Below are 23,563 nucleotides of genomic sequence, written 5' to 3' on the forward strand. Positions count from 1 at the left end.
CCGCTTACTCATGGTCCGGGTTAAGACGACGACGGCTGATGATTCGCAGCAGACGCCACAGTACCCACGCCAGCAGTACAACGCTGAGCGCAGCCAGCACGGCCAGCAACACCGGGTGGTTAGACAGGGCGTACCACAGGCGTTCGAACCACGGCAGATGACCGACGTAGTAGACATCCCCCACGCGCAGGCTGTTTACCCCCGACTCACGGATCACCGAGACGGAACCGAACATTGCCGCCCGTTTACCGCTGTCGTTCATGGCCGTGTTGAGTAGCTCATACCCGCGCGGGCTGTCCGCCAGCAGGGCGATAACGCTGCGCTGGTCGTTATACGGCGACTGGAAGCCGACAATCGCGGCCATCGGACCCGTTGAGCTTACGGTCGTCCTGATATTGGCCTGACGATCGCCGCTGTCCGGCATGATGCTCGGGAACTCGGTCTGACGCAGCGGCGTGTTAACCCACGACTGAGCCGCCTGCACCAGCAGATCGACGCGCTTCTCGTCTTTCAGCTTGTCCGGAATGTTGCCGATGACCATGATATCGGCATCTTTGTTCTGGATCTGGCTCCCGTCATCCGTCACCGTCACGTTGATCGCCGGCAAGCCGGTTTGCGCCCCGACGGTGCCCATGGTGTCCAGCAGCGTGGTAACCTGGCCTTCGTTGGCCGCTTTTGGCATCACGACAATCGATTCAGAGAGGTCTGCCATGCGGCTGAACGGGAAGCTGGCGTTAGCAAAGGCACGCAGATCCGGCATCGCAATAAAGTGGTAATACTTCGAGAAGTCGATCGTGGAATCATCGCCAATCACCACGTGGTTTTGCACCGGCTGGAAGGTAATACAGTTTTCCACCGATCCACCCGGCATGGGGTTCATATACTGGAAGTTAAACCGCAGCTGGTTCACCGCACCGAGCTTCAGCGCCGGGATCGACACATCGGTTTTGCCATCCAGCAGCCCCTGTAATACAGGCAGACGAAGCATCAACCGGTTTGTCTCCTGGCTGCTGGTCAGGCTGAACGATTGCAGGAACTGGTTGTTGAGGCTGATATCCATGCGCGAGCTGTCTTTGGTCGCCGGCGCGGTGTAACGGTAGTTCAGATTGATATCAATGCCGTTGGTGCGCAGCAGATAGAGATCCGGCGGCAGGTTCAGCGACAGGCTGACAGGAGAAGGTTCAAGCCCGGTTGACTGCAATTGCTCTTCATAGGTTTTCAGTTCGCCAAAGGTGATGGCCCGGTCGGTACGTACCCAGTTCGGCGCATCATAAGGCTTACGTGCCAGCAGCGGTTTCACCTCGTCCACCACAACGCTGTTACCGCGGAACAGGATATTCCCCTGCGCAATGCCTTTCGCCGCCTGCACCAGATCTTTGTCATCACGGCCGAAGATCACCAACAGCTTCACGTACGGATTGTCCGGATGGCTGATCATCTCGATGGTGGGCGCTTTCACCTCCGGATGGTCACGCAGGAAAGCCGGACGTTTGGTGTTGGTGGCAAACACGATCGCGTTTTTGTCCGGCATTTTGTCGTACATGACCGGGAAACTTTGACCACGCCAGCCGGAGCGGGAACCAAACCAGGATGCCACGATAGAGGCCGCCAGCTGTTCGGTCACATCGGGAGAGCCGGCAAAGACCATCGGCAGGTTCAGCGGACGGTTATCACGCGGGTCGAAGAACGGCACCGGGAAGGCGGAGAGATCGTTTTTCAACGCCAGCGGCTGATAGGTCATCTGAAGCGAAGAGTTACGCCCGACATCCAGCCACAGGGTGCTGCTGGCCGGGTTTTCACAGACATCGCGGTAGTGGCCGACAAACTCCAGACGCACGCGGTTAAAGTCGGTGATAAACAGCGGATTAATCGGCACCTGAGCCAGGGTTTTCTTACCCAGTTGCTCTTTGGTGACGGGCAGGACGTCCATCAGCTCGTCATTCAGATAGACCTTAAGCTGGGACTGCACCGGCAGCAGCGACGGCGATGGGGTGTATTCCAGGTTGAGCATCGCTTTCGACACGACTTCATCGCTGCGCATACCGAATTCGATACCGCCATTTGGGTTGATGCCGCGCAGAACCATGCTGCCCGGAGGAGGCGCGATCTGGGCAAACGTCAGCTTAACGTCACGCGACGGCGTATTTTCGGCAACCACCGGCGCACTGGCTCCCGGCACGCCAGGCATGACCTGCCCAACCACCGGGTTGTCGGCGGGCAGCGTATTCCCCGTCGTCGGCTGATTCGGGACGACGTTTTCCGTCTGCCCCGGCGCGGCCGTCACAACCGGATCGGTCGCTTGCGCGACGACAGGCACCGTTGGCGCGGGCGTGGCCGCTGCGTTATCAGGCGCTGCGTTAGCCACTGTTGCAGGGAGCGCACTCATCCCCATTGCCACTGCACATAACCAGGAAAGTTTTGTTTTCATCGCGTTATCATCATTGTTGAGCCATAACCGGGTCCGCCTGCTTCGCTTCATCTCGCTCAGGTCGACGCGGAATGAACGACACGACCCAGGAAACCAGTGAAGTAAGTGACCGGAAAATTAATTTCACCGACGACGGGGCAAATTCTGCAAGGTGACGATAGCCACGGAACCCCAGCTTAAGAATATCCAGCAGGCTTTCCAGAGGCTTATCCTCAGGGAAGCTGTCCTGCCAGAGAGCCCACGTATCCGCGCGGGCAAACGTACACTGCACAAAATCAATGTGTTGCTTTTTGGTCAGCGGCATCAGTTGCAGACCCACTTCATTTCCTCTCACACGCACCACCTGCGTCGGGAAGACATACTCCTGCTGGCCGCGCTTAAGCAGTAGGTTGACCTTCTGCCCCTCCAGCACCTTCGCCTGACCGTTGATCTTGATACCCAGACCGCCATCCGAAAAGTCATGTACGGTACAGGAGAAGAGATGTCCATCGTCGCGGGCAATGGCCGCTGGCATGCTGATTTCGACGCGATGCGCGCGGCGAACCTGTTTGCTCTCCACCGATACCGCCACCGCGCCACCGAGGATAATCAGGTTATAAAACACCCACGCCATACTCACGAAGACCGTCAGAATTTCGTTTTCCGGGCCGTAGAAGTAGCGCCAGATCCCAACAATCACGCCCACAATATTCAGCAGCACCAGGAAGATATAGGGCCGGGAGATCACCCAGTCGACATATTCCTCTTCCACCAGCCCGCCCTTCGCGGTGACGTTGAATTTCCCTTTATGCGGGTTAATCAGCGCCACCATGGTTGGCGGCGCGATGTACCAGGCCAGCACCGTTTCGTAAATTTCACTCCAGAAGGAGTGGCGATATTTCCCCTGAATCTTCGAGTTCGTCAGGCTGGCGTGGATCATGTGCGGCAGAACGAACAAGGCAATCATCAGCGCAGGCGCATAGATGATGTAAGCGTGAAGGAGCAGGAACGCCAGCGGCGCAGTGAGGAAGATAAGCCGTGGAATACCGGACAGGAAGTGGAACATGGCGTTGACGTAGCACAGCCGTTGCGCCAGCTTCAGCCCTTTACCCATCAGCGGGTTATCGAGCCTGAAAATTTGCACCATGCCGCGGGCCCAGCGAATACGCTGGCCGATGTGCGCCGACAGGGATTCCGTGGCCAGCCCCGCCGCCTGAGGAATACGCATGTAGGCGGAGGTATAGCCAAGACGGTGCAGACGCAGCGAGGTGTGCGCATCTTCCGTGACCGTCTCGACGGCGATCCCGCCAATTTCATCCAGCGGTTTCCGGCGGATCACCGCACAGGAGCCGCAGAAAAACGTGGCGTCCCACATGTCGTTCCCGTCCTGCACGAGTCCATAGAACAGCGTGCCCTCGTTCGGGGTTTTACGAAAACGGCCGAGGTTACGTTCAAACGGGTCCGGCGAGAAGAAGTGGTGCGGCGTCTGCATCATCGCCAGCTCTTTCTCCTTCAGGAACCAGCCCATGGTCATTTGCAGGAACGAGCGCGTTGGCACGTGGTCGCAGTCGAAAATAGAGACGAACTCCCCTTTGGCATATTTCAGCGCATTGTTGATGTTACCGGCTTTCGCGTGTTCATGCGTGGTACGGGCGATGTACTCTACCCCCACTTCGTCCGCGAACTGGCGGAACTCGGCGCGGCCACCGTCATCGAGGATCCAGATTTTGATTTTATCCTTCGGCCAGTCGATACCCAGCGCGGCGTAAATGGTGTTTTTTACCACCGACAGTTCTTCGTTGTAGGTCGGCACGAAAAGGTCAACTGTAGGCCACTGGGTCGTGTCTTTTGGCAGCGGCACCGGCTGTCGATTCAGCGGCCAGATAACCTGGAAGTAACCCAGCACCAGCACGATCCAGGCGTAAGTCTCAGCAAACAGCAGCACTAAGCCGCACACCAGGCTGACCGGATCGTCCCAGTTCAGCGTTGAGGTATATCGCCACCAGATGTAGCGGCAGGAAACGGTCAGCGATAGCACAATCAGCATCAGGGCAGAAAAACGCCCTGGTATGCGCCGCACCAGCAGCGCCACGCCCCACAGCAGGATCAGGAAGGTGAACTGCGCCAGCGGGTTGAAGGGCTGGGTAATACAGACCAGCGCAAGAATCAGCGAGAACACCACAACCACGCCGAGAATAAAACGCCGCAAGCCCGGGTGTAGGTGCCCGAGCTCTTTGTGGTTATCTAAATGACCCGTTTTGTCGCCCACCCGGTCAGGTAGCCGGTCAAGCCACTGGTGGTAGTGTTCACGTAAGTTCTGCACACGATCGAAGCTGCGCCAGCGGGATGTTTTTTTCTCTCCACCCGTTGAGGTCGCCAGTAGCCAGATGGACTGAATAGCGTAGCGCGCGGGATCCAGCGGACGCGGCTTGTCCGGGTTGATATGCGGATAGAGTTCACCGTGGCGCGCACGAATAATTTGCCAGCGGGGATGTTCGAGGGGGATGAACATCCACGCCAGAATCATCCAGAAACAACCCAGCGCAGCGCTCAGCGACGAAGCGCCGTGATGACGGTAATGGCGGTAGCGTTCACTTAAGCGCGAACTGACCGGCGGAATGAGCAGCCAGTTAGTCAGGCGGCTCATACTGAACTCCCGGCAGGCTCCGGCCGTTTAGCAAAGTGCAGCAGACACCAGTTTGCCAGCGTCAGGATCTCTTCCGCCGCCAGTGAATCGCTACGGTACTCCCCGAGAGGTTGTTTGGACGCGAGGCACTCCGCCATCGCTTCGTCACGATGGATCACCATCGGCAACAGGCGGCGCTGACTCTGGAGCCAGACCTGGTAGAGATCGTCCTGGATCTGGCTGCCAATGCGCAGATCGTTGATCAGAATATGGGCATTGGCAGGCATCGGTTGCTGATGCAGACGGATATGACAATTCGCATCTACGTTCGCGATGGAGAGCACATGGTCGCACTGCGCCAGCAGCTGGCGGGTCAGCGACGCGGCACCGTGCGGCAGGTCCAGTAGGATCCACTGATAGTGCCCGCTCTCTTTCAGGCTCTGCAATGCGGTGATGAAGCGAGAGAACAGGCGCTGGTACGCGGCTTCATTCCCGCGCTCGGTTTCGGTCAATTGACCAAAGGGAAGCAAATCGAGCTGGGAGGTATAACGCAAACCCGCATCCCGCCAGTCTTTATCGTCCAGAAGCGCGCGTCCCCAGCCGTTTGCATGCGTAAAGTCGACATTGAATGACATGCGCAGCAAATTATCGGAACAGGCATCAATGACCAGTACCGATTCACCTAATACCTGCAATGACCACGCCAGCGCCGCGGTAACGGAAGTTGTACCCACCCCACCACGGACGCCCTGTAATCCTAGTACAGCCATCAATGGCTTCCTTATTGTTGTTGGGCAAACTCAGCTAATAACGGCCAACGTTTAATAGCCGCCGCCAACTGTTCACGCTGGGAAATATCGGTGTAATCTATTTCAGGCAAAGAAAAAGCCTGCGTGAGTGCCAAAAAATCGTTCTGGAATGTGTAACCCAGACTTGAGTCGACTGGGGTTGCGGGTTCGTTATTTTGCATTCTTTTTTCATCCCTTTGAGTAAAATCATAAGATTCAGATGCAGCGAGGCGTCCTGCCCATTAAATTTCATTTACATGCTAAATCTGATGTTCTTTAATTTCAATGTTAGGTTTATTTCTACGCTTTCGCTAGTAAACTGAGAGACATAGAAATTCGACGAAAAGAGGGACACCGTGGACTCCATATTTTCTATTGGCATCCAGTCATTATGGGACGAATTGCGCCACATGCCAGTCGGAGGAGTCTGGTGGGTTAATACGGATCGTGATGAAGATGCCATCAGTCTGGTAAACCAGACGATAGCGGCGCAGGGGAAGGATTCCCGCGTGGCCGTCATTACGATGGGCGAAGAGCCGAAGTCAATCATCAGGCTCGACAGTGACCGTGGACCCCAGACAGTACGATTATTTTCCATGCCTGCGGAGGCTGACAGTCTATACTTTTTACCCCGCGATATTCAGTGTTCTATTGTTCCTGAACACTATTTACTGATTCTAAAATGCTCTAATAACGGCCTGCAAAATATCCCGTCTGCAAAACTGCTGAAATGGCTGGGAAGAATCAACAGATGGGCAAAAAATCAAAATTGCACCTTATTGGTTGTTAACCCAGGCAGTAATAATGACAAGCTTTTTTCACTTTTAATGAGTGAATACCGTTCTCTCTATGGCCTGGCCAGTATTCGTGTCCAGACCGACAGCCATCTTTACGACGTGGCTTTCTGGTGCAATGAAAAAGGGGTGAGCTCCCGACAACAACTTACACTCAAACAAGTCGGGGATGAGTGGCATCTTGCTCAACAAGAAGAAACAGTAGTTCAGCCACGCAGTGATGAAAAACGCGTTCTGAGCCATATTGCGGTACTGGAAGGTGCGCCTGCACTGTCTGAGCACTGGTCACTGTTCGATACCAATGAAGCCTTATTTGATGAGGCGCGCACCACGCAGGCGGCGACCATTATCTTCTCGTTGATCCAGAATAACCAAATCGAAACGCTGGCAAGGCACATTCACACATTACGTCGCCAGCGCGGCAGCGCGTTAAAAATTGTGGTGCGTGAAAATAATACCAGCCTGCGCGCCACCGATGAGCGCTTATTACTGGGCTGCGGCGCGAATATGGTCATTCCGTGGAATGCTCCCCTGTCGCGCTGTCTGACGCTGATCGAAAGCATCCAGGGCCAGCAGTTTAATCGACATGTTCCGGAAGATATCAGCACCCTGCTTTCAATGACGCAGCCGATGAAACTACGCGGCTACCAGAAATGGGACACCTTCTGCGATGCGGTGGGCAACATGATGAGCAATACGCTGTTACCGGCAGACGGAAAAGGGGTGATGGTTGCCCTGCGCCCCGTGCCGGGTATTCGCGTTGAGCAGGCGCTCACTCTGTGCCGCCCTAACCGTATCGGGGACATCATGACCATTGGCGATAACCGCCTGGTGCTGTTCCTCTCCTTCTGCCGGGTGAACGATCTGGATACTGCGCTTAACCATATCTTCCCGCTTCCTACCGCGGATATCTTCTCGAACCGTATGGTCTGGTTTGAAGATAACCTGATCGCGGCTGAGCTTGTCCAGATGCGTGCCCTGCCACCTGAAAAGTGGGCCAAACCGTTGCCTGTCACAAGCGGCGCCAAACCGGTTCTGAACGCGAAACATGACGGGCATGTCTGGCGACGGGTACCCGAGCCGCTACGCTTACTGGATGAGAACAAGGAGAGCGCGCCATTATGAATATCAGCGATATCATCCAACTGGTTGTTCTGTGCGCGCTGATTTTTTTGCCGCTTGGCTACTATGCACGCCATTCCCTGCGCCGTATTCGCGATACGATCAGATTACTGTTCGTCAAACCTCGCTATATTAAACCCGCCGGAACACTGACTCGCGCTCCGAACGTCAAGGCAAACCGAAAACATGACTAATTCTACCTATACCTCTTCGGCGCCCTCGCCACTCTGGCAATACTGGCGCGGCCTGTCCGGCTGGAATTTCTACTTTCTGGTGAAGTTTGGTCTGCTGTGGGCAGGCTATCTTAATTTCCACCCTCTGCTTAACCTGGTGTTTATGGCATTCCTGCTGATGCCAATCCCGAACTTCAGGCTGCACCGTATACGTCACTGGGTCGCTATCCCCATCGGTTTCGCCCTGTTCTGGCATGATACCTGGCTGCCCGGCCCTGAAAGCATCATGAGCCAGGGCTCCCAGGTCGCAGGTTTCAGTGCGGACTATATGCTCGATCTGGTTGAGCGCTTTATTAACTGGCAGATGATTGGCGCGGTATTTGTCCTGCTGGTCGCCTGGCTGTTCCTGTCTCAGTGGATCCGGGTGACGGTGTTTGTCGTCGCGATTATGATCTGGCTTAACGTCCTGACACTGACGGGCCCGAGCTTCTCGCTGTGGCCAGCCGGTCAGCCGACGACAACCGTGACCACCACGGGCGGTTCCGCCGCCGCGACCGTTGCGACAGCAGGGGATACGCCTGTGGTTGGGGATATTCCTGCGCAGACTGCACCGCCGACATCCACTAACCTGAACGCGTGGCTCTCCAGTTTTTACGCTGCGGAAGATAAGCGTCAGACGAAATTCCCGGACGCGCTGCCTGCCGATGCTCAGCCGTTTGAGCTGCTGGTCATTAACATCTGTTCTCTGTCCTGGGCTGACGTTGACGCGGCTGGTTTGATGTCGCACCCGCTGTGGTCGCATTTCGATATTCAGTTTAAGGACTTCAACTCGGCCACGTCGTACAGCGGCCCGGCGGCTATCCGCCTGCTGCGCGCCAGCTGCGGACAGCCTTCACATAAGAACCTCTACCAGCCGGCAGCTAACCAGTGTTATCTGTTTGATAACCTCGCAAAACTGGGCTTTACCCAGCACCTGATGATGGGCCATAACGGTCAGTTCGGTAACTTCCTGAAAGAAGTGCGTGAACAGGGTGGCATGCAGGCCCCGCTGATGGACCAGAAAGGGCTGCCGGTAACGTTGCTGGGCTTTGATGGCTCGCCGGTCTATGACGATACCGCCGTGCTTCAGCGCTGGTTAGATACCGTCGGCAAAGAGGAAGGGACACGTAGTGCGACGTTCTATAACACGCTGCCGCTGCACGACGGGAACCATTATCCCGGCGTGAGTAAAACGGCCGATTATAAGGCCCGTGCTCAGAAGTTCTTTGACGAGCTAAACGCGTTCTTCAACGAGCTGGAAAAATCAGGTCGCAAAGTGATGGTGGTGGTGGTACCAGAACACGGAGGGGCGCTGAAAGGCGACAGGATGCAGGTGTCTGGTCTGCGCGATATCCCAAGCCCGTCCATCACTAACGTTCCGGCCGGGATTAAGTTCTTTGGCATGAAGGCGCCGCATCAGGGAGCGCCCATTGAAATCACCCAGCCAAGCAGCTATCTGGCTATCTCGGAACTGGTTGCTCGCGCTGTAGACGGTAAGCTGTTTGTGGAAGATAGCGTGAACTGGGATCAGCTCACCAGCGGGCTGCCGCAGACGGCGGAGGTATCGGAAAACGCCAATGCGGTGGTGATCCAGTATCAGAATAAGCCTTATGTCCGACTGAATGCCGGGGATTGGGTGCCGTATCCGCAGTGATGACCTGCTACACCCTCTCCCCTGTGGGGAGAGGGTTACTCCGCACTTCGTAACGAAATTTCACCGCCCACCCAGGGCTTAATCACGCCATCCTGTTCAAGAAGCAACGCGCCCTGCGCGTCAATGCCGCGTGATGTGCCGTAAATCTCTTTATCTCCAATCAGCAGCTTCACCGGTCGGTTAATAAAGTTATCCAGCTTTTCCCAGCGGGACAGGAATGGCGCTAACCCCTCTTGTTCAAAGAGCGTCAGCGAACTACGCAACTCATTGATCATGCGGACGGCAAGCGTATTGCGATCGATGGTGATCCCCGCTTCCTGCAAGTTGGTCCAGGCCTGGTTCACGACATCGTTCTGCACGTTTCGCATCACCATGTTCAGTCCCGCCCCAATGACGATCTGTGCGGCATCGCCTGTTTTTCCCGTCAATTCAACCAGGATCCCCGCCAGCTTTCGATCGTTGAGATACAGATCGTTGGGCCATTTTACCCGCACCTGATCGGCACCCAGATCGTGCAGCACCTCTGCCATCACAATGCCGATGACCAGGCTCAGCCCGATGGCCGCAGCTGGCCCCTGTTCAAGCCGCCAGTACATGGAAAGGTAGAGGTTGGCGCCAAATGGTGAGAACCACTTACGCCCCCGGCGGCCACGTCCTGCCTGTTGATACTCGGCAACGCAGGCATCACCGGATTTCAGCTCGCTCAGGCGATCCAGCAGATACTGGTTCGTCGAATCAATGACCGGCAATACCGCGACGTTACCGTGCCCAATCTGGCTGCGGATGACCTCTTCATTCAGTAACTGGATCGGTTCCGGCAGGCTGTAGCCTTTTCCCGGCACCGTAAACACATCCACGCCCCAGTCGCGGAGCGTTTGAATATGCTTATTGATCGCAGCACGGCTCATGCCCAGCTGTTCGCCCAGCTGCTCGCCAGAATGAAACTCGCCATCGGCAAGGATACCGATGAGAGTTAACGGAATAGTATTGTCCTTCACGCAATGGTCTCCACGGCATTCACTTCGCCCGTTCGGCCAATAAAGCGAACTTCAGGCTCCAGCCAGACGTTGAATTTTTCGCCCACGCGCTGGCGAACATGATGCGCCAGGTTGACGATATCCTCACTTGTCGCGTTGGACTGGTTGATCAGTACCAGCGCCTGCTGACGATGAACAGCAGCGCCACCAAGAGTCGTACCTTTTAATTCACACTGATCGATAAGCCAGCCTGCGGCCAGCTTCACGCTACCATCCGCCTGAGGATAATGCGGGGCCGTTGGCCAGCCGGCGAGAAACGCTTTTGCATTTTCGCTGCTGATCACCGGGTTTTTGAAGAAACTTCCCGCATTTCCGTTTACTTTCGGGTCCGGGAGCTTGGTCATTCGCATGTGGCAAACGGAATCAAATACCTCACGCGGTGTGACGGTAGCCGGGTCGAGACGGGTCAGATCGCCGTAAGTCAGAACGGGTTTCCAGGCTTTCGCCAGGCGCAGGCCAACGGCCACAATGACGAAACGATCCTGATAGTCGTGCTTGAAAATGCTGTCGCGATAGCCAAAGCGGCACTGCTCTGCGGTTAAGCGTTGAGCATTTCCGGTCGCGAGTTCGATGCAGTCGACATATTCGCAGACGTGTTTCAGTTCGATGCCGTAGGCACCGATGTTTTGAATAGGAGATGATCCTGCACAGCCCGGGATCAGAGCCAGGTTTTCCAGCCCTGGCATCCCTTTTTCAAGGGTATATTGCACCAGATGATGCCAGTTCTCGCCAGCACCCACGTGTAAATGCCAGCTGTCAGCGCTCTCTTTACGCTCAATCCCCATGATGCGATTGACGATTACCGTCCCCGCAAAATCATCGAGAAACAGGACATTACTTCCTTCGCCCAGAATAAGTACGGGTTCACCGTTTTCTGTTGCGTTTTGCCATGCATTCAGCAACTGCTGAGCACTGTCGGCACGTACAATTTGATTAGCATTCCGTTGAATACCAAAGGTATTCCAGGGCTTAAGGGAGTGATTCATAGACGCTATCCTGATGCAAAAACCGGGATAGTTTACCGTATATATGGGGGGATAGGTGATTTGTTTATGGAAAGGAAGCAGGTGCAGAAACGCAAAAAGGCCATCCTTCCGGATGGCCTCTTCACTTGATTGATGCCTGGCAGTTCCCTACTCTCACATGGGGAGACCCCACACTACCATCGGCGCTACGGCGTTTCACTTCTGAGTTCGGCATGGGGTCAGGTGGGACCACCGCGCTAAAGCCGCCAGGCAAATTCTGTTAATCTGTATCAGGCTGAAAATCTTCTGTCTCTTCGCCAAAACAGCTTCGGCGTTGTAAGGTTAAGCCTCACGGTTCATTAGTATCGGTTAGCTCAACGCATCGCTGCGCTTACACACCCGACCTATCAACGTCATAGTCTTTAACGTTCCTTCAGGAGACTCAAGGTCTCAGGGAGAACTCATCTCGGGGCAAGTTTCGTGCTTAGATGCTTTCAGCACTTATCTCTTCCGCATTTAGCTACCGGGCAGTGCCATTGGCATGACAACCCGAACACCAGTGATGCGTCCACTCCGGTCCTCTCGTACTAGGAGCAGCCCCCCTCAATTCTCCAGCGCCCACGGCAGATAGGGACCGAACTGTCTCACGACGTTCTAAACCCAGCTCGCGTACCACTTTAAATGGCGAACAGCCATACCCTTGGGACCTACTTCAGCCCCAGGATGTGATGAGCCGACATCGAGGTGCCAAACACCGCCGTCGATATGAACTCTTGGGCGGTATCAGCCTGTTATCCCCGGAGTACCTTTTATCCGTTGAGCGATGGCCCTTCCATTCAGAACCACCGGATCACTATGACCTGCTTTCGCACCTGCTCGCGCCGTCACGCTCGCAGTCAAGCTGGCTTATGCCATTGCACTAACCTCCTGATGTCCGACCAGGATTAGCCAACCTTCGTGCTCCTCCGTTACTCTTTGGGAGGAGACCGCCCCAGTCAAACTACCCACCAGACACTGTCCGCAACCCGGATTACGGGTCTACGTTAGAACACCAGCCATTAAAGGGTGGTATTTCAAGGTCGGCTCCACGCAGACTGGCGTCCACGCTTCAAAGCCTCCCACCTATCCTACACATCAAGGACCAGTGTTCAGTGTCAAGCTATAGTAAAGGTTCACGGGGTCTTTCCGTCTTGCCGCGGGTACACTGCATCTTCACAGCGAGTTCAATTTCACTGAGTCTCGGGTGGAGACAGCCTGGCCATCATTACGCCATTCGTGCAGGTCGGAACTTACCCGACAAGGAATTTCGCTACCTTAGGACCGTTATAGTTACGGCCGCCGTTTACCGGGGCTTCGATCAAGAGCTTCGCGTTGCCGCTAACCCCATCAATTAACCTTCCGGCACCGGGCAGGCGTCACACCGTATACGTCCACTTTCGTGTTTGCACAGTGCTGTGTTTTTAATAAACAGTTGCAGCCAGCTGGTATCTTCGACTGATTTCAGCTCCACCCGCAGGGGCTTCACCTACACATCAGCGTGCCTTCTCCCGAAGTTACGGCACCATTTTGCCTAGTTCCTTCACCCGAGTTCTCTCAAGCGCCTTGGTATTCTCTACCTGACCACCTGTGTCGGTTTGGGGTACGATTTCGTGTTACCTGATGCTTAGAGGCTTTTCCTGGAAGCAGGGCATTTATCACTTCAGCACCGTAGTGCCTCGTCATCACACCTCAGCGTTAACAAGGTACCGGATTTACCTGGAACCTCCGCCTACATGCTTAAACCGGGACAACCGTCGCCCGGCTGACATAGCCTTCTCCGTCCCCCCTTCGCAGTAACACCAAGTACAGGAATATTAACCTGTTTCCCATCGACTACGCCTTTCGGCCTCGCCTTAGGGGTCGACTCACCCTGCCCCGATTAACGTTGGACAGGAACCCTTGGTCTTCCGGCGAGCGGGCTTTTCACCCGCTTTATCGTTACTTATGTCAGCATTCGCACTTCTGATACCTCCAGCATGCCTCACAGCACACCTTCAACGGCTTACAGAACGCTCCCCTACCCAACAACACATAAGTGTCGCTGCCGCAGCTTCGGTGCATGGTTTAGCCCCGTTACATCTTCCGCGCAGGCCGACTCGACCAGTGAGCTATTACGCTTTCTTTAAATGATGGCTGCTTCTAAGCCAACATCCTGGCTGTCTGTGCCTTCCCACATCGTTTCCCACTTAACCATGACTTTGGGACCTTAGCTGGCGGTCTGGGTTGTTTCCCTCTTCACGACGGACGTTAGCACCCGCCGTGTGTCTCCCGTGATAACATTCTTCGGTATTCGTAGTTTGCATCGGGTTGGTAAGCCGGGATGGCCCCCTAGCCGAAACAGTGCTCTACCCCCGAAGATGAGTTCACGAGGCGCTACCTAAATAGCTTTCGGGGAGAACCAGCTATCTCCCGGTTTGATTGGCCTTTCACCCCCAGCCACAGGTCATCCGCTAATTTTTCAACATTAGTCGGTTCGGTCCTCCAGTTAGTGTTACCCAACCTTCAACCTGCCCATGGCTAGATCACCGGGTTTCGGGTCTATACCCTGCAACTTAACGCCCAGTTAAGACTCGGTTTCCCTTCGGCTCCCCTATACGGTTAACCTTGCTACAGAATATAAGTCGCTGACCCATTATACAAAAGGTACGCAGTCACCCCATAAAGAGGCTCCCACTGCTTGTACGTACACGGTTTCAGGTTCTTTTTCACTCCCCTCGCCGGGGTTCTTTTCGCCTTTCCCTCACGGTACTGGTTCACTATCGGTCAGTCAGGAGTATTTAGCCTTGGAGGATGGTCCCCCCATATTCAGACAGGATACCACGTGTCCCGCCCTACTCTTCGAGTTCACAGCAAGTGTGCTTTCGTGTACGGGACTATCACCCTGTACCGTCGGACTTTCCAGACCGTTCCACTAACACACAAGCTGATTCAGACTCCGGGCTGCTCCCCGTTCGCTCGCCGCTACTGGGGGAATCTCGGTTGATTTCTTTTCCTCGGGGTACTTAGATGTTTCAGTTCCCCCGGTTCGCCTCGTTAACCTATGTATTCAGTTAACGATAGTGCAACGGATTGCACTGGGTTTCCCCATTCGGACATCGCCGGGTCAAGGGTTCATATCACCTCGCCGGCGCTTTTCGCAGATTAGCACGTCCTTCATCGCCTCTGACTGCCAGGGCATCCACCGTGTACGCTTAGTCGCTTAACCTCACAACCCGAAGATGTTTCTTTCGATTCATCATCGACTTGCGAAAATTTGAGAGACTCGAACACACATGAGCTGTGTGTCGTTTCAATTTTCAGCTTGATCCAGATTTTTAAAGAGCAAAACTTCGCAGTGCACCTTTTCAGGTTCACTCTGAAGTTTTCTTGTGTTCGCAGTAAAAGATGGTGGAGCTATGCGGGATCGAACCGCAGACCTCCTGCGTGCAAGGCAGGCGCTCTCCCAGCTGAGCTATAGCCCCATCGTTTACAACCTCTTCAAATTTGCGAGGCAAATTTGGTAGGCCTGAGTGGACTTGAACCACCGACCTCACCCTTATCAGGGGTGCGCTCTAACCACCTGAGCTACAAGCCTGTAGAGGTTTTTTACTGCTGTTTTTCATCAGACAATCTGTGTGAGCACTGCAAAGGCAGGTTCTTTAAGGTAAGGAGGTGATCCAACCGCAGGTTCCCCTACGGTTACCTTGTTACGACTTCACCCCAGTCATGAATCACAAAGTGGTAAGCGCCCTCCCGAAGGTTAAGCTACCTACTTCTTTTGCAACCCACTCCCATGGTGTGACGGGCGGTGTGTACAAGGCCCGGGAACGTATTCACCGTGGCATTCTGATCCACGATTACTAGCGATTCCGACTTCATGGAGTCGAGTTGCAGACTCCAATCCGGACTACGACGCACTTTATGAGGTCCGCTTGCTCTCGCGAGGTCGCTTCTCTTTGTATGCGCCATTGTAGCACGTGTGTAGCCCTACTCGTAAGGGCCATGATGACTTGACGTCATCCCCACCTTCCTCCAGTTTATCACTGGCAGTCTCCTTTGAGTTCCCGGCCGGACCGCTGGCAACAAAGGATAAGGGTTGCGCTCGTTGCGGGACTTAACCCAACATTTCACAACACGAGCTGACGACAGCCATGCAGCACCTGTCTCAGAGTTCCCGAAGGCACCAAAGCATCTCTGCTAAGTTCTCTGGATGTCAAGAGTAGGTAAGGTTCTTCGCGTTGCATCGAATTAAACCACATGCTCCACCGCTTGTGCGGGCCCCCGTCAATTCATTTGAGTTTTAACCTTGCGGCCGTACTCCCCAGGCGGTCGACTTAACGCGTTAGCTCCGGAAGCCACGCCTCAAGGGCACAACCTCCAAGTCGACATCGTTTACGGCGTGGACTACCAGGGTATCTAATCCTGTTTGCTCCCCACGCTTTCGCACCTGAGCGTCAGTCTTTGTCCAGGGGGCCGCCTTCGCCACCGGTATTCCTCCAGATCTCTACGCATTTCACCGCTACACCTGGAATTCTACCCCCCTCTACAAGACTCTAGCCTGCCAGTTTCGAATGCAGTTCCCAGGTTGAGCCCGGGGATTTCACATCCGACTTGACAGACCGCCTGCGTGCGCTTTACGCCCAGTAATTCCGATTAACGCTTGCACCCTCCGTATTACCGCGGCTGCTGGCACGGAGTTAGCCGGTGCTTCTTCTGCGGGTAACGTCAATCGACAAGGTTATTAACCTTATCGCCTTCCTCCCCGCTGAAAGTACTTTACAACCCGAAGGCCTTCTTCATACACGCGGCATGGCTGCATCAGGCTTGCGCCCATTGTGCAATATTCCCCACTGCTGCCTCCCGTAGGAGTCTGGACCGTGTCTCAGTTCCAGTGTGGCTGGTCATCCTCTCAGACCAGCTAGGGATCGTCGCCTAGGTGAGCCGTTACCCCACCTACTAGCTAATCCCATCTGGGCACATCCGATGGCAAGAGGCCCGAAGGTCCCCCTCTTTGGTCTTGCGACGTTATGCGGTATTAGCTACCGTTTCCAGTAGTTATCCCCCTCCATCAGGCAGTTTCCCAGACATTACTCACCCGTCCGCCACTCGTCAGCAAAGCAGCAAGCTGCTTCCTGTTACCGTTCGACTTGCATGTGTTAGGCCTGCCGCCAGCGTTCAATCTGAGCCATGATCAAACTCTTCAATTTAAAAGTTTGATGCTCAATGAATTAAACTTCGTAATGAATTACGTGTTCACTCGTTGAGACTTGGTATTCATTTAGTGTCCGAGGACATTAAGAATCCATGTCACTTTGAGTGCCCACACAGATTGTCTGATAAATTGTTAAAGAGCAGTGCCGCTTCGTTTTCGCTGCGGCGCGGGGTGTGCATATTACGCTTTCCCGCTTCAGAGTCAAGCGTTTGTTTTGCTTTTCTCTGCTGACCCGGCGGCTTGCGTGCCGTTGTTCCGTGTCAGTGGAGGCGCATTATAGGGAGTTCTTCTGAAGTGACAAGCACTAAATACAAAAAAAATTTCGTTCGCTCACTTTTCAAACTCAACGCTTATTTATCCCGCGCATCGTCCGTTAAACGCGCAATTTCACGGGCAAAACTGGCGACCTGGGCCCAGTCGGTATAAACCACTTCTTTACGCGTATCCGTTTCCCCGCCCGTCATTTTCATGATCAGGCGGATCATAAAGCGGTCATACCAGCGGTAACGCGGGTAACGCAGCGCGCCAGCAAAGACAGAACAGATATCGGGCTGCCATGGCGAACTTAGCAAAAACTTGCGCGTATAGCTGTTGGTCTGCGGCGTACGCTTCTCCGCTTTACGGGCAACCAGGTTGACCGAGTAAAACGCGCCAGGCAGTTGAGCGAGCTCCGCCGTATGCTTTTTCACAAAGCGATCCAGCGCCGGATGGAAATGGCCGTAACGAATTGAAGCGCCAATGACCACGCGGTCGTAATCCTGCCAGGCAATCTGCTCTGTGCGATTCAGGTTCACCACATCAGAATAAATGCCCAGCTCTTTGAGTTCAGAAGCCAGATATGAAGCAATCTCACGCGTTTGTCCGTCACGCGTTGAGAAAAGAATTAACGTTTTCACCAATGTCTCCTTACTCACGCCAGAATGTTGGGGTAAACAGCACCAGCAGCGTAAAGACCTCAAGACGCCCAAACAGCATATTGGCGATTAAGATCCACTTCGCCACCGGGTTCATACTGGCGAAGTTATCCGCCACGACGCCCAGCCCCGGCCCCAGGTTGTTTAACGTTGCCACCACAGAGGCGAAGGCAGAGAAATCATCCACGCCCGTGGCGATAATCGCCAGCATACTGACAATAAAGACCAGTGCATAAGCGGAGAAGAATCCCCACACCGCTTCGAGGATGCGCTCCGGCAGCGCGCGGTTCCCCAGCTTAATACTGTAAACCGCATTCGGGTGGACCAGACGTTTCAGCTCACGGTTCCCCTGCTTGAACAGCAGCAGGATGCGGATCACCTTCAGACCGCCGCCCGTTGACCCGGCGCAACCGCCGATAAACGCAGAGCACAACAGCAGCACCGGCAGGAACAGTGGCCAACGCGCAATACTGTCCGTGGTGAAACCAGCGGTTGTCGCCATCGATACCACCTGGAAGAAGGCCTGGTTCAGGGTCGTGACCGCCGAGTTATAAACATCGTGGAACCACAGTACCAGGGTACAGATAACCACCAGGGTCAGCTGGACGCCAATAAACATCCGGAATTCCGGGTCGCGCCAGTACACCTTCAGGCTCCTTCCGCTAAGCAACGAGAAGTGTAGACCGTAGTTACAGCCTGAGATCAGCAAAAAGATGGCAATGATGGTATTGATTGTCGGGCTGTCGAAGTAGCCGACGCTGGCATCGTGGGTGGAGAACCCACCGATAGCAATAGTCGCAAAGCTGTGTCCGATGGCATCAAACGCAGGCATCCCGGCAAACCACAGCGCCAGCGCGCAGGCCACCGTCAGCAGGACATAGATAAGCCACAGGGTTTTCGCCGTCTCCGCAATACGTGGGCGCATCTTGTTATCTTTCAGCGGGCCGGGCATCTCTGCCCGGTAGAGCTGCATCCCCCCGACGCCCAGAATGGGCAGGATAGCCACCGCCAGGACGATGATCCCCATACCGCCGAACCACTGGAGCATCTGCCGGTAAAAGAGAATCGCATGCGGGAGCGAATCCAGCCCCACCAGCGTGGTAGCCCCGGTGGTCGTTAATCCTGAGAACGATTCAAAAAACGCATCCGTGACGGTGAGATTCGGTTGTTCGGAGAAGATAAACGGCAGCGCACCCACGCTTCCCAGTACCGTCCAGAACAGGACCACAATCAGAAACCCCTCCCGGGATTTCAGTTCACCTTTCTCACGGCGGTTTGGCCACCACAGCAGGGAGCCAATCGTCAGCGCGACAAAAAAGGTTTGCGTAAATGCACGCCCCGCGCCGTCCCGGTAGATGAGCGCCACCAGTCCGGGAATGATCATTGTCCCGGAGAAAAGTATGACCAGCAATCCAACGATTCGGGTAATGGCACGAAAATGCATCTCTGCCGCTTCCTTAGGTATTCAAAATTGTGAGGTGGGGATTATTCTTCAATCGGCAGTAATTGCAATGAACCGCGACTAAAATCAGCGAGTTTTGCTGAAAAAGCAGCCAGTTCCGCCTGAGGAAGCGCCACGCGTAATTGCACCATTGCCTGATAATCACTGTGTGCGATGACACCGTTAAACTGTTTAAGCAGTGCTTCGATACCCGATAGCTGGGCGTAATCGCATAACAAAGTATATTCCGTAAGTGGCGTTTTGCGGGTTGTTATCAGCAGATTAAGCGCCTGCTGGACACCACCTCCGTAGGCTTTAACCAGCCCTCCGGTGCCTAACAAAATGCCCCCGTAGTAGCGGACCACGACGGCGGTGATTTCACCCACGCCGCTGCCCATCAACTGGGAGAGCATCGGTTTCCCGGCCGTACCCGCCGGTTCACCGTCGTCAGAAAACCCGAGCTGCTGTGAGTCGTCTGGCGGCCCTGCGACCCACGCCACACAGTGATGGCGGGCATCGGGGTGCTGCGCGCGGACGGACTCGACGAACGCCTTCGCCGCCTCCACGCCGTCGGTATGCGCCAGCAGCGTGATAAAGCGGCTTTTCTTGATTTCCTCAACAAAGGTGACCGGCTCGGCCGGTATCAGCCAGCTTTCCATCAGGCCAGCTTCAGATCTCGCGTCATGTTCTCAATGCTGTTCTCGTGAATAACCACGTTATCCTCGATACGAATGCCGCCATACGGCTTCAGCGCTTCAATTTTCTCCCAGTTGAAGTGCTTGCTGAATTGCCCTTCGCGCCACGGTGCCAGCAGGGATTCAATAAAGTAGATGCCCGGCTCGATGGTCAATACCATACGCGGCGCCAGAACGCGGGTGCAGCGCAGATAAGGATATTTAGACGGTGCCGCCAGGTGCGTACCGGTATCATCCTGCATAAAGCCCGCGACGTCATGAACCTGCAAACCCAGCGGGTGACCGATACCATGCGGCATAAATGGCCCGGTCAGATCGTTCTCAACCATCGCCTCTTCGCTCATGTCTTTGACAATCTGATGCTTACGCAGCAGTTTAGCGATGCGCTGATGGAACTGGATGTGATAATCCACGTAGCTGGTTCCGGCCTTCATGGTGCCAATCAGCGCCAGCTGTTCGTCGTTCACGTCTTTGATCAATTGCGCAAAATCGGTATCCGCATTCGCCGCCCAGGTACGGGTCAGGTCTGCCGCATAACCATTGTACTCAGCCCCCGCGTCCAGCAGGAAGCTGCGCATTTCAGCCGGAACCTGATGATCCAGTTTGGTGTAGTGCAGAACCGAGGCATGTTCATTCAGCGCCACGATGTTGCTGTACGGCACGTCGGTATCGCGGTGGCCGGTCGCCGTCAGGTAGGCCTGATTAATATCGAACTCGCTCATACCGGACTGGAACGCTTCGTGCGCCGCACGGTGGCCATTCACCGCCGTTTTTTGCGCTTCACGCATGCAGTAAAGTTCGTAGTCGGTCTTGTAGGCGCGATAGTAGTGCAGATAATCCAGCACGCCTTTCGGGTTGAGTTTATCTGCCGGAATATCCAGACCCAGCGCACGCTCAGGAACCGGACCAATGTAGCCGATGTTGCCGCGCGCCGCTGGCAGCTGGCTGCCAATGCCGTCTGCTTTTGGCAGCGCAATCACGTCAATTTCTTCGGTCCAGAATGAGGTCGGCAGCGGCTCCACGTTGTGCCAGTAATCGACCGGCAGGTAGAACCACAGTTTCGGCTTGTTCACGCCATCCACCAGCAGCCAGCAATTTGGAACCTGCGTGACAGGCACCCAGGCTTTAAACTGCGGGTTAACCTTGAAGGGATAAGCATGGTCATCAAGAAAAGTATTCATCAGCTCGCCGGAGTGGATCAGCAGGGCATCCAGCTTGAAGCGGGCCAGTACATCGCGGGTACGTTCCTGTAGGGTAACGATATGATTTTTATAAAGCGAAGCCAGTGAGTCCATCATTCTTCCTTTCGTTTTTTTGACCTCAAGTCATCGCATCTTAGCACACCTCACTGCGGCTGCGTGATTTCCACCGACCGTGATCAGCGCAGCAATTTCTTAATGACTAATTTGCATTTTATTAACATAAATTCCACACTCCGTTTCATCTGGTATGACCAGATCCAATTGCTGGATTCAGGAGACCGACATGCTCTACAAAGGCGACACCCTGTACGTAGATTGGCTGGAAGATGGCATTGCCGAACTGGTGTTCGATGCCCCCGGCTCAGTGAACAAGCTTGATACCGCGACGGTGGCCAGTCTTGGCCAGGCGCTGGATGTACTTGAAAAGCAATCAGATTTGAAAGGGCTGCTGCTGCGCTCCAACAAAGCGGCCTTTATCGTTGGCGCGGATATCACCGAATTCCTGTCGCTGTTCCTGGTGCCCGAAGAACAGCTGAGCCAGTGGCTGCACTTTGCCAACAGCGTTTTTAATCGTCTGGAAGATCTGCCTGTCCCGACCCTTTCCGCCGTTAACGGCTACGCGCTGGGCGGTGGCTGCGAGTGCGTGCTGGCGACCGACTACCGTCTGGCGACGCCGGACCTGCGCATCGGCCTGCCGGAAACCAAGCTGGGCATCATGCCGGGCTTTGGCGGTTCCGTGCGTATGCCGCGCATGCTGGGTGCCGACAGCGCGCTGGAGATCATTGCCGCGGGTAAAGATGTCGGCGCAGAACAGGCGCAGAAAATCGGACTGGTGGACGGCGTGGTTAAGCCTGAAAAACTGGTTGAAGGCGCTATCGCCATCCTCCGTCAGGCGATTAACGGCGATCTCGACTGGAAAGCCAAACGTCAGCCAAAGCTGGAGCCATTAAAGCTCAGCAAAATTGAAGCCACCATGAGCTTCACCATCGCCAAAGGCATGGTGATGCAGACGGCGGGTAAACACTACCCGGCGCCGATCACGGCGGTGAAAACCATTGAAGCGGCAGCCCGTCTGGGCCGTGATGACGCTCTGAAGCTTGAAAACCAGAGCTTTGTCCCGCTGGCGCACACCAACGAAGCCCGCGCGCTGGTTGGTATCTTCCTTAACGATCAGTTCGTGAAAGGCAAAGCCAAACAACTCACCAAAAACGTTGAAACGCCAAAACACGCGGCGGTACTCGGCGCGGGCATTATGGGGGGCGGCATCGCCTATCAGTCTGCCTGGAAAGGCGTGCCGGTGGTGATGAAGGACATCAACGAGAAATCCCTGACGCTGGGCATGACCGAAGCGGCCAAGCTGCTGAATAAACAGCTTGAGCGCGGCAAAATTGATGGTCTGAAGCTTGCAGGCGTGATCTCCACCATCCAGCCAGTGCTGGAATACAGCGGTTTCGACCGTGTGGACGTGGTGGTTGAAGCGGTCGTCGAGAACCCGAAAGTGAAAAAAGCGGTGCTGGCCGAAACCGAAGACAAGGTGCGTCCGGAAACCGTGCTGGCCTCTAACACCTCCACCATTCCTATCAGCGAACTGGCGAGCGTGCTGAAGCGTCCGGAAAACTTCTGCGGGATGCACTTCTTTAACCCGGTGCACCGCATGCCGCTGGTCGAAGTGATCCGAGGGGAAAAAACCTCCGACGAAACCATCGCCAAAGTGGTGGCGTGGGCGAGCAAGATGGGCAAAACGCCGATCGTGGTTAACGACTGCCCGGGCTTCTTCGTTAACCGCGTGCTGTTCCCGTACTTCGCCGGTTTCAGCCAGCTGCTGCGCGACGGCGCAGACTTCCGCAAAATCGACAAAGTGATGGAAAAACAGTTCGGCTGGCCGATGGGCCCGGCGTATCTGCTGGACGTTGTCGGCATCGACACTGCCCATCACGCGCAGGCGGTGATGGCGGCGGGCTTCCCGCAGCGCATGCAGAAAGATTATCGCGACGCCATTGACGCCCTGTTCGACGCCAACCGCTTTGGTCAGAAAAACGGTCTGGGCTTCTGGCGCTATAAAGAAGACAGCAAAGGCAAACCGAAGAAAGAAGAAGATCCGGCGGTGGATGGCCTGCTGGCCGACGTCAGTCAGCCAAAACGCGACTTCACCGACGATGAGATCATCGCCCGGATGATGATCCCGATGGTCAACGAAGTGGTGCGCTGCCTCGAAGAAGGCATTATCGCCAGCCCGGCAGAAGCGGATATGGCGCTGGTGTACGGCCTCGGCTTCCCTCCGTTCCACGGAGGCGCGTTCCGCTGGCTGGATACGCTCGGCAGCGCCCGCTATCTCGATATGGCTCAGCAGTACCAGCACCTCGGCCCGCTTTATGAGGTGCCGGAAGGGCTGCGTAACAAAGCGCGCCATAACGAACCCTACTACCCAGCAGTTGAGCCAGCCCGTCCGGTTGGCGAACTGAAAACGGCTTAAGGA

General features: G+C 55.1%; 14 protein-coding genes, 2 tRNA genes and 3 rRNA genes. 4 read left to right on the forward strand and 15 right to left on the reverse strand.

Annotated features, from left to right (window positions below; translation table 11 throughout):
- Positions 1 to 4: 4 nt before the first annotated feature.
- The 4 genes from bcsB to bcsR are packed head-to-tail and all read right to left on the reverse strand — an operon-like array spanning position 5 to position 6,003.
- Positions 5 to 2,428, reverse strand: coding sequence for a cellulose biosynthesis cyclic di-GMP-binding regulatory protein BcsB (gene bcsB, locus L463_RS19695; protein WP_071993128.1), 2,424 nt, complete (start codon positions 2,426 to 2,428; stop codon positions 5 to 7).
- 10 nt (positions 2,429 to 2,438) lie between these two features.
- Complete coding sequence (gene bcsA / locus L463_RS19690) at positions 2,439 to 5,054, reverse strand: UDP-forming cellulose synthase catalytic subunit (protein WP_032104374.1); 2,616 nt, start codon at positions 5,052 to 5,054, stop codon at positions 2,439 to 2,441.
- Complete coding sequence (gene bcsQ, locus L463_RS19685) at positions 5,051 to 5,803, reverse strand: cellulose biosynthesis protein BcsQ (RefSeq protein WP_003861177.1); 753 nt, start codon at positions 5,801 to 5,803, stop codon at positions 5,051 to 5,053. The genes bcsA and bcsQ overlap by 4 nt, the downstream gene beginning before the upstream one ends.
- A gap of 11 nt (positions 5,804 to 5,814) precedes the next feature.
- Positions 5,815 to 6,003 carry a cellulose biosynthesis protein BcsR gene (gene bcsR / locus L463_RS19680; RefSeq protein WP_003861175.1) on the reverse strand — a complete coding sequence of 63 codons (189 nt, stop codon included), beginning with the start codon at positions 6,001 to 6,003 and terminating at the stop codon, positions 5,815 to 5,817.
- A gap of 174 nt (positions 6,004 to 6,177) precedes the next feature.
- Here bcsR and bcsE point away from each other — a divergent pair, with 174 nt between their 5' ends.
- The 3 genes from bcsE to bcsG are packed head-to-tail and all read left to right on the forward strand — an operon-like array spanning position 6,178 to position 9,603.
- Positions 6,178 to 7,740 carry a cellulose biosynthesis c-di-GMP-binding protein BcsE gene (gene bcsE / locus L463_RS19675; RefSeq protein ID WP_032104373.1) on the forward strand — a complete coding sequence of 521 codons (1,563 nt, stop codon included), beginning with the start codon at positions 6,178 to 6,180 and terminating at the stop codon, positions 7,738 to 7,740.
- Positions 7,737 to 7,931 carry a cellulose biosynthesis protein BcsF gene (gene bcsF, locus L463_RS19670; RefSeq protein WP_017384193.1) on the forward strand — a complete coding sequence of 65 codons (195 nt, stop codon included), beginning with the start codon at positions 7,737 to 7,739 and terminating at the stop codon, positions 7,929 to 7,931. The genes bcsE and bcsF overlap by 4 nt, the downstream gene beginning before the upstream one ends.
- Positions 7,924 to 9,603 (forward strand): cellulose biosynthesis protein BcsG, encoded by a 1,680-nt coding sequence (bcsG, locus tag L463_RS19665; protein ID WP_017693804.1) that lies wholly within the window; start codon positions 7,924 to 7,926, stop codon positions 9,601 to 9,603. The genes bcsF and bcsG overlap by 8 nt, the downstream gene beginning before the upstream one ends.
- A gap of 35 nt (positions 9,604 to 9,638) precedes the next feature.
- Here bcsG and birA read toward each other — a convergent pair whose 3' ends face one another.
- The 11 genes from birA to pepQ form a co-directional block, all read right to left on the reverse strand.
- The gene (gene birA / locus L463_RS19660; RefSeq protein WP_017384195.1) at positions 9,639 to 10,601 is read right to left on the reverse strand and encodes a bifunctional biotin--[acetyl-CoA-carboxylase] ligase/biotin operon repressor BirA; all 963 of its coding nucleotides are present in this window, start codon (positions 10,599 to 10,601) and stop codon (positions 9,639 to 9,641) included.
- Positions 10,598 to 11,626: a UDP-N-acetylmuramate dehydrogenase gene (gene murB, locus L463_RS19655; RefSeq protein ID WP_032104371.1), complete on the reverse strand. Its 1,029-nt coding sequence runs from the start codon at positions 11,624 to 11,626 to the stop codon at positions 10,598 to 10,600. Before murB ends, birA begins: the two co-directional genes overlap by 4 nt.
- A gap of 134 nt (positions 11,627 to 11,760) precedes the next feature.
- Positions 11,761 to 11,876, reverse strand: a 5S ribosomal RNA gene (gene rrf, locus L463_RS19650).
- A gap of 67 nt (positions 11,877 to 11,943) precedes the next feature.
- A 23S ribosomal RNA gene (locus L463_RS19645) occupies positions 11,944 to 14,849 on the reverse strand.
- A gap of 180 nt (positions 14,850 to 15,029) precedes the next feature.
- Positions 15,030 to 15,105 (reverse strand) — tRNA-Ala (locus L463_RS19640).
- Between the two features lie 36 nt (positions 15,106 to 15,141).
- A tRNA-Ile gene (locus L463_RS19635) sits at positions 15,142 to 15,218 on the reverse strand.
- A 70-nt stretch (positions 15,219 to 15,288) separates the two neighbouring features.
- A 16S ribosomal RNA gene (locus tag L463_RS19630) occupies positions 15,289 to 16,830 on the reverse strand.
- The 16S, 23S and 5S rRNA genes sit together here with 2 tRNA genes alongside, the layout of an rRNA operon.
- 355 nt (positions 16,831 to 17,185) lie before the next feature.
- Positions 17,186 to 17,731, reverse strand: coding sequence for a menaquinone-dependent protoporphyrinogen IX dehydrogenase (gene hemG / locus L463_RS19625; RefSeq protein ID WP_017382603.1), 546 nt, complete (start codon positions 17,729 to 17,731; stop codon positions 17,186 to 17,188).
- A 10-nt stretch (positions 17,732 to 17,741) separates the two neighbouring features.
- Positions 17,742 to 19,193: a Trk system potassium transporter TrkH gene (trkH, locus tag L463_RS19620; protein ID WP_006808591.1), complete on the reverse strand. Its 1,452-nt coding sequence runs from the start codon at positions 19,191 to 19,193 to the stop codon at positions 17,742 to 17,744.
- A gap of 41 nt (positions 19,194 to 19,234) precedes the next feature.
- Positions 19,235 to 19,849 (reverse strand): IMPACT family protein, encoded by a 615-nt coding sequence (locus L463_RS19615; protein ID WP_015572737.1) that lies wholly within the window; start codon positions 19,847 to 19,849, stop codon positions 19,235 to 19,237.
- A complete protein-coding gene (gene pepQ, locus L463_RS19610) occupies positions 19,849 to 21,180 on the reverse strand; it encodes a Xaa-Pro dipeptidase (protein ID WP_017382602.1) in 1,332 nt (443 codons plus the stop codon). Before pepQ ends, L463_RS19615 begins: the two co-directional genes overlap by 1 nt.
- Positions 21,181 to 21,370: 190 nt before the next feature.
- Here pepQ and fadB point away from each other — a divergent pair, with 190 nt between their 5' ends.
- Positions 21,371 to 23,560, forward strand: coding sequence for a fatty acid oxidation complex subunit alpha FadB (fadB, locus tag L463_RS19605; protein WP_032104491.1), 2,190 nt, complete (start codon positions 21,371 to 21,373; stop codon positions 23,558 to 23,560).
- Positions 23,561 to 23,563 lie beyond the last annotated feature (3 nt).

It is taken from the genome of Enterobacter sp. BIDMC 27 (assembly GCF_000534415.1).
In the GTDB taxonomy this organism is placed as follows: domain Bacteria; phylum Pseudomonadota; class Gammaproteobacteria; order Enterobacterales; family Enterobacteriaceae; genus Enterobacter; species Enterobacter hormaechei_C.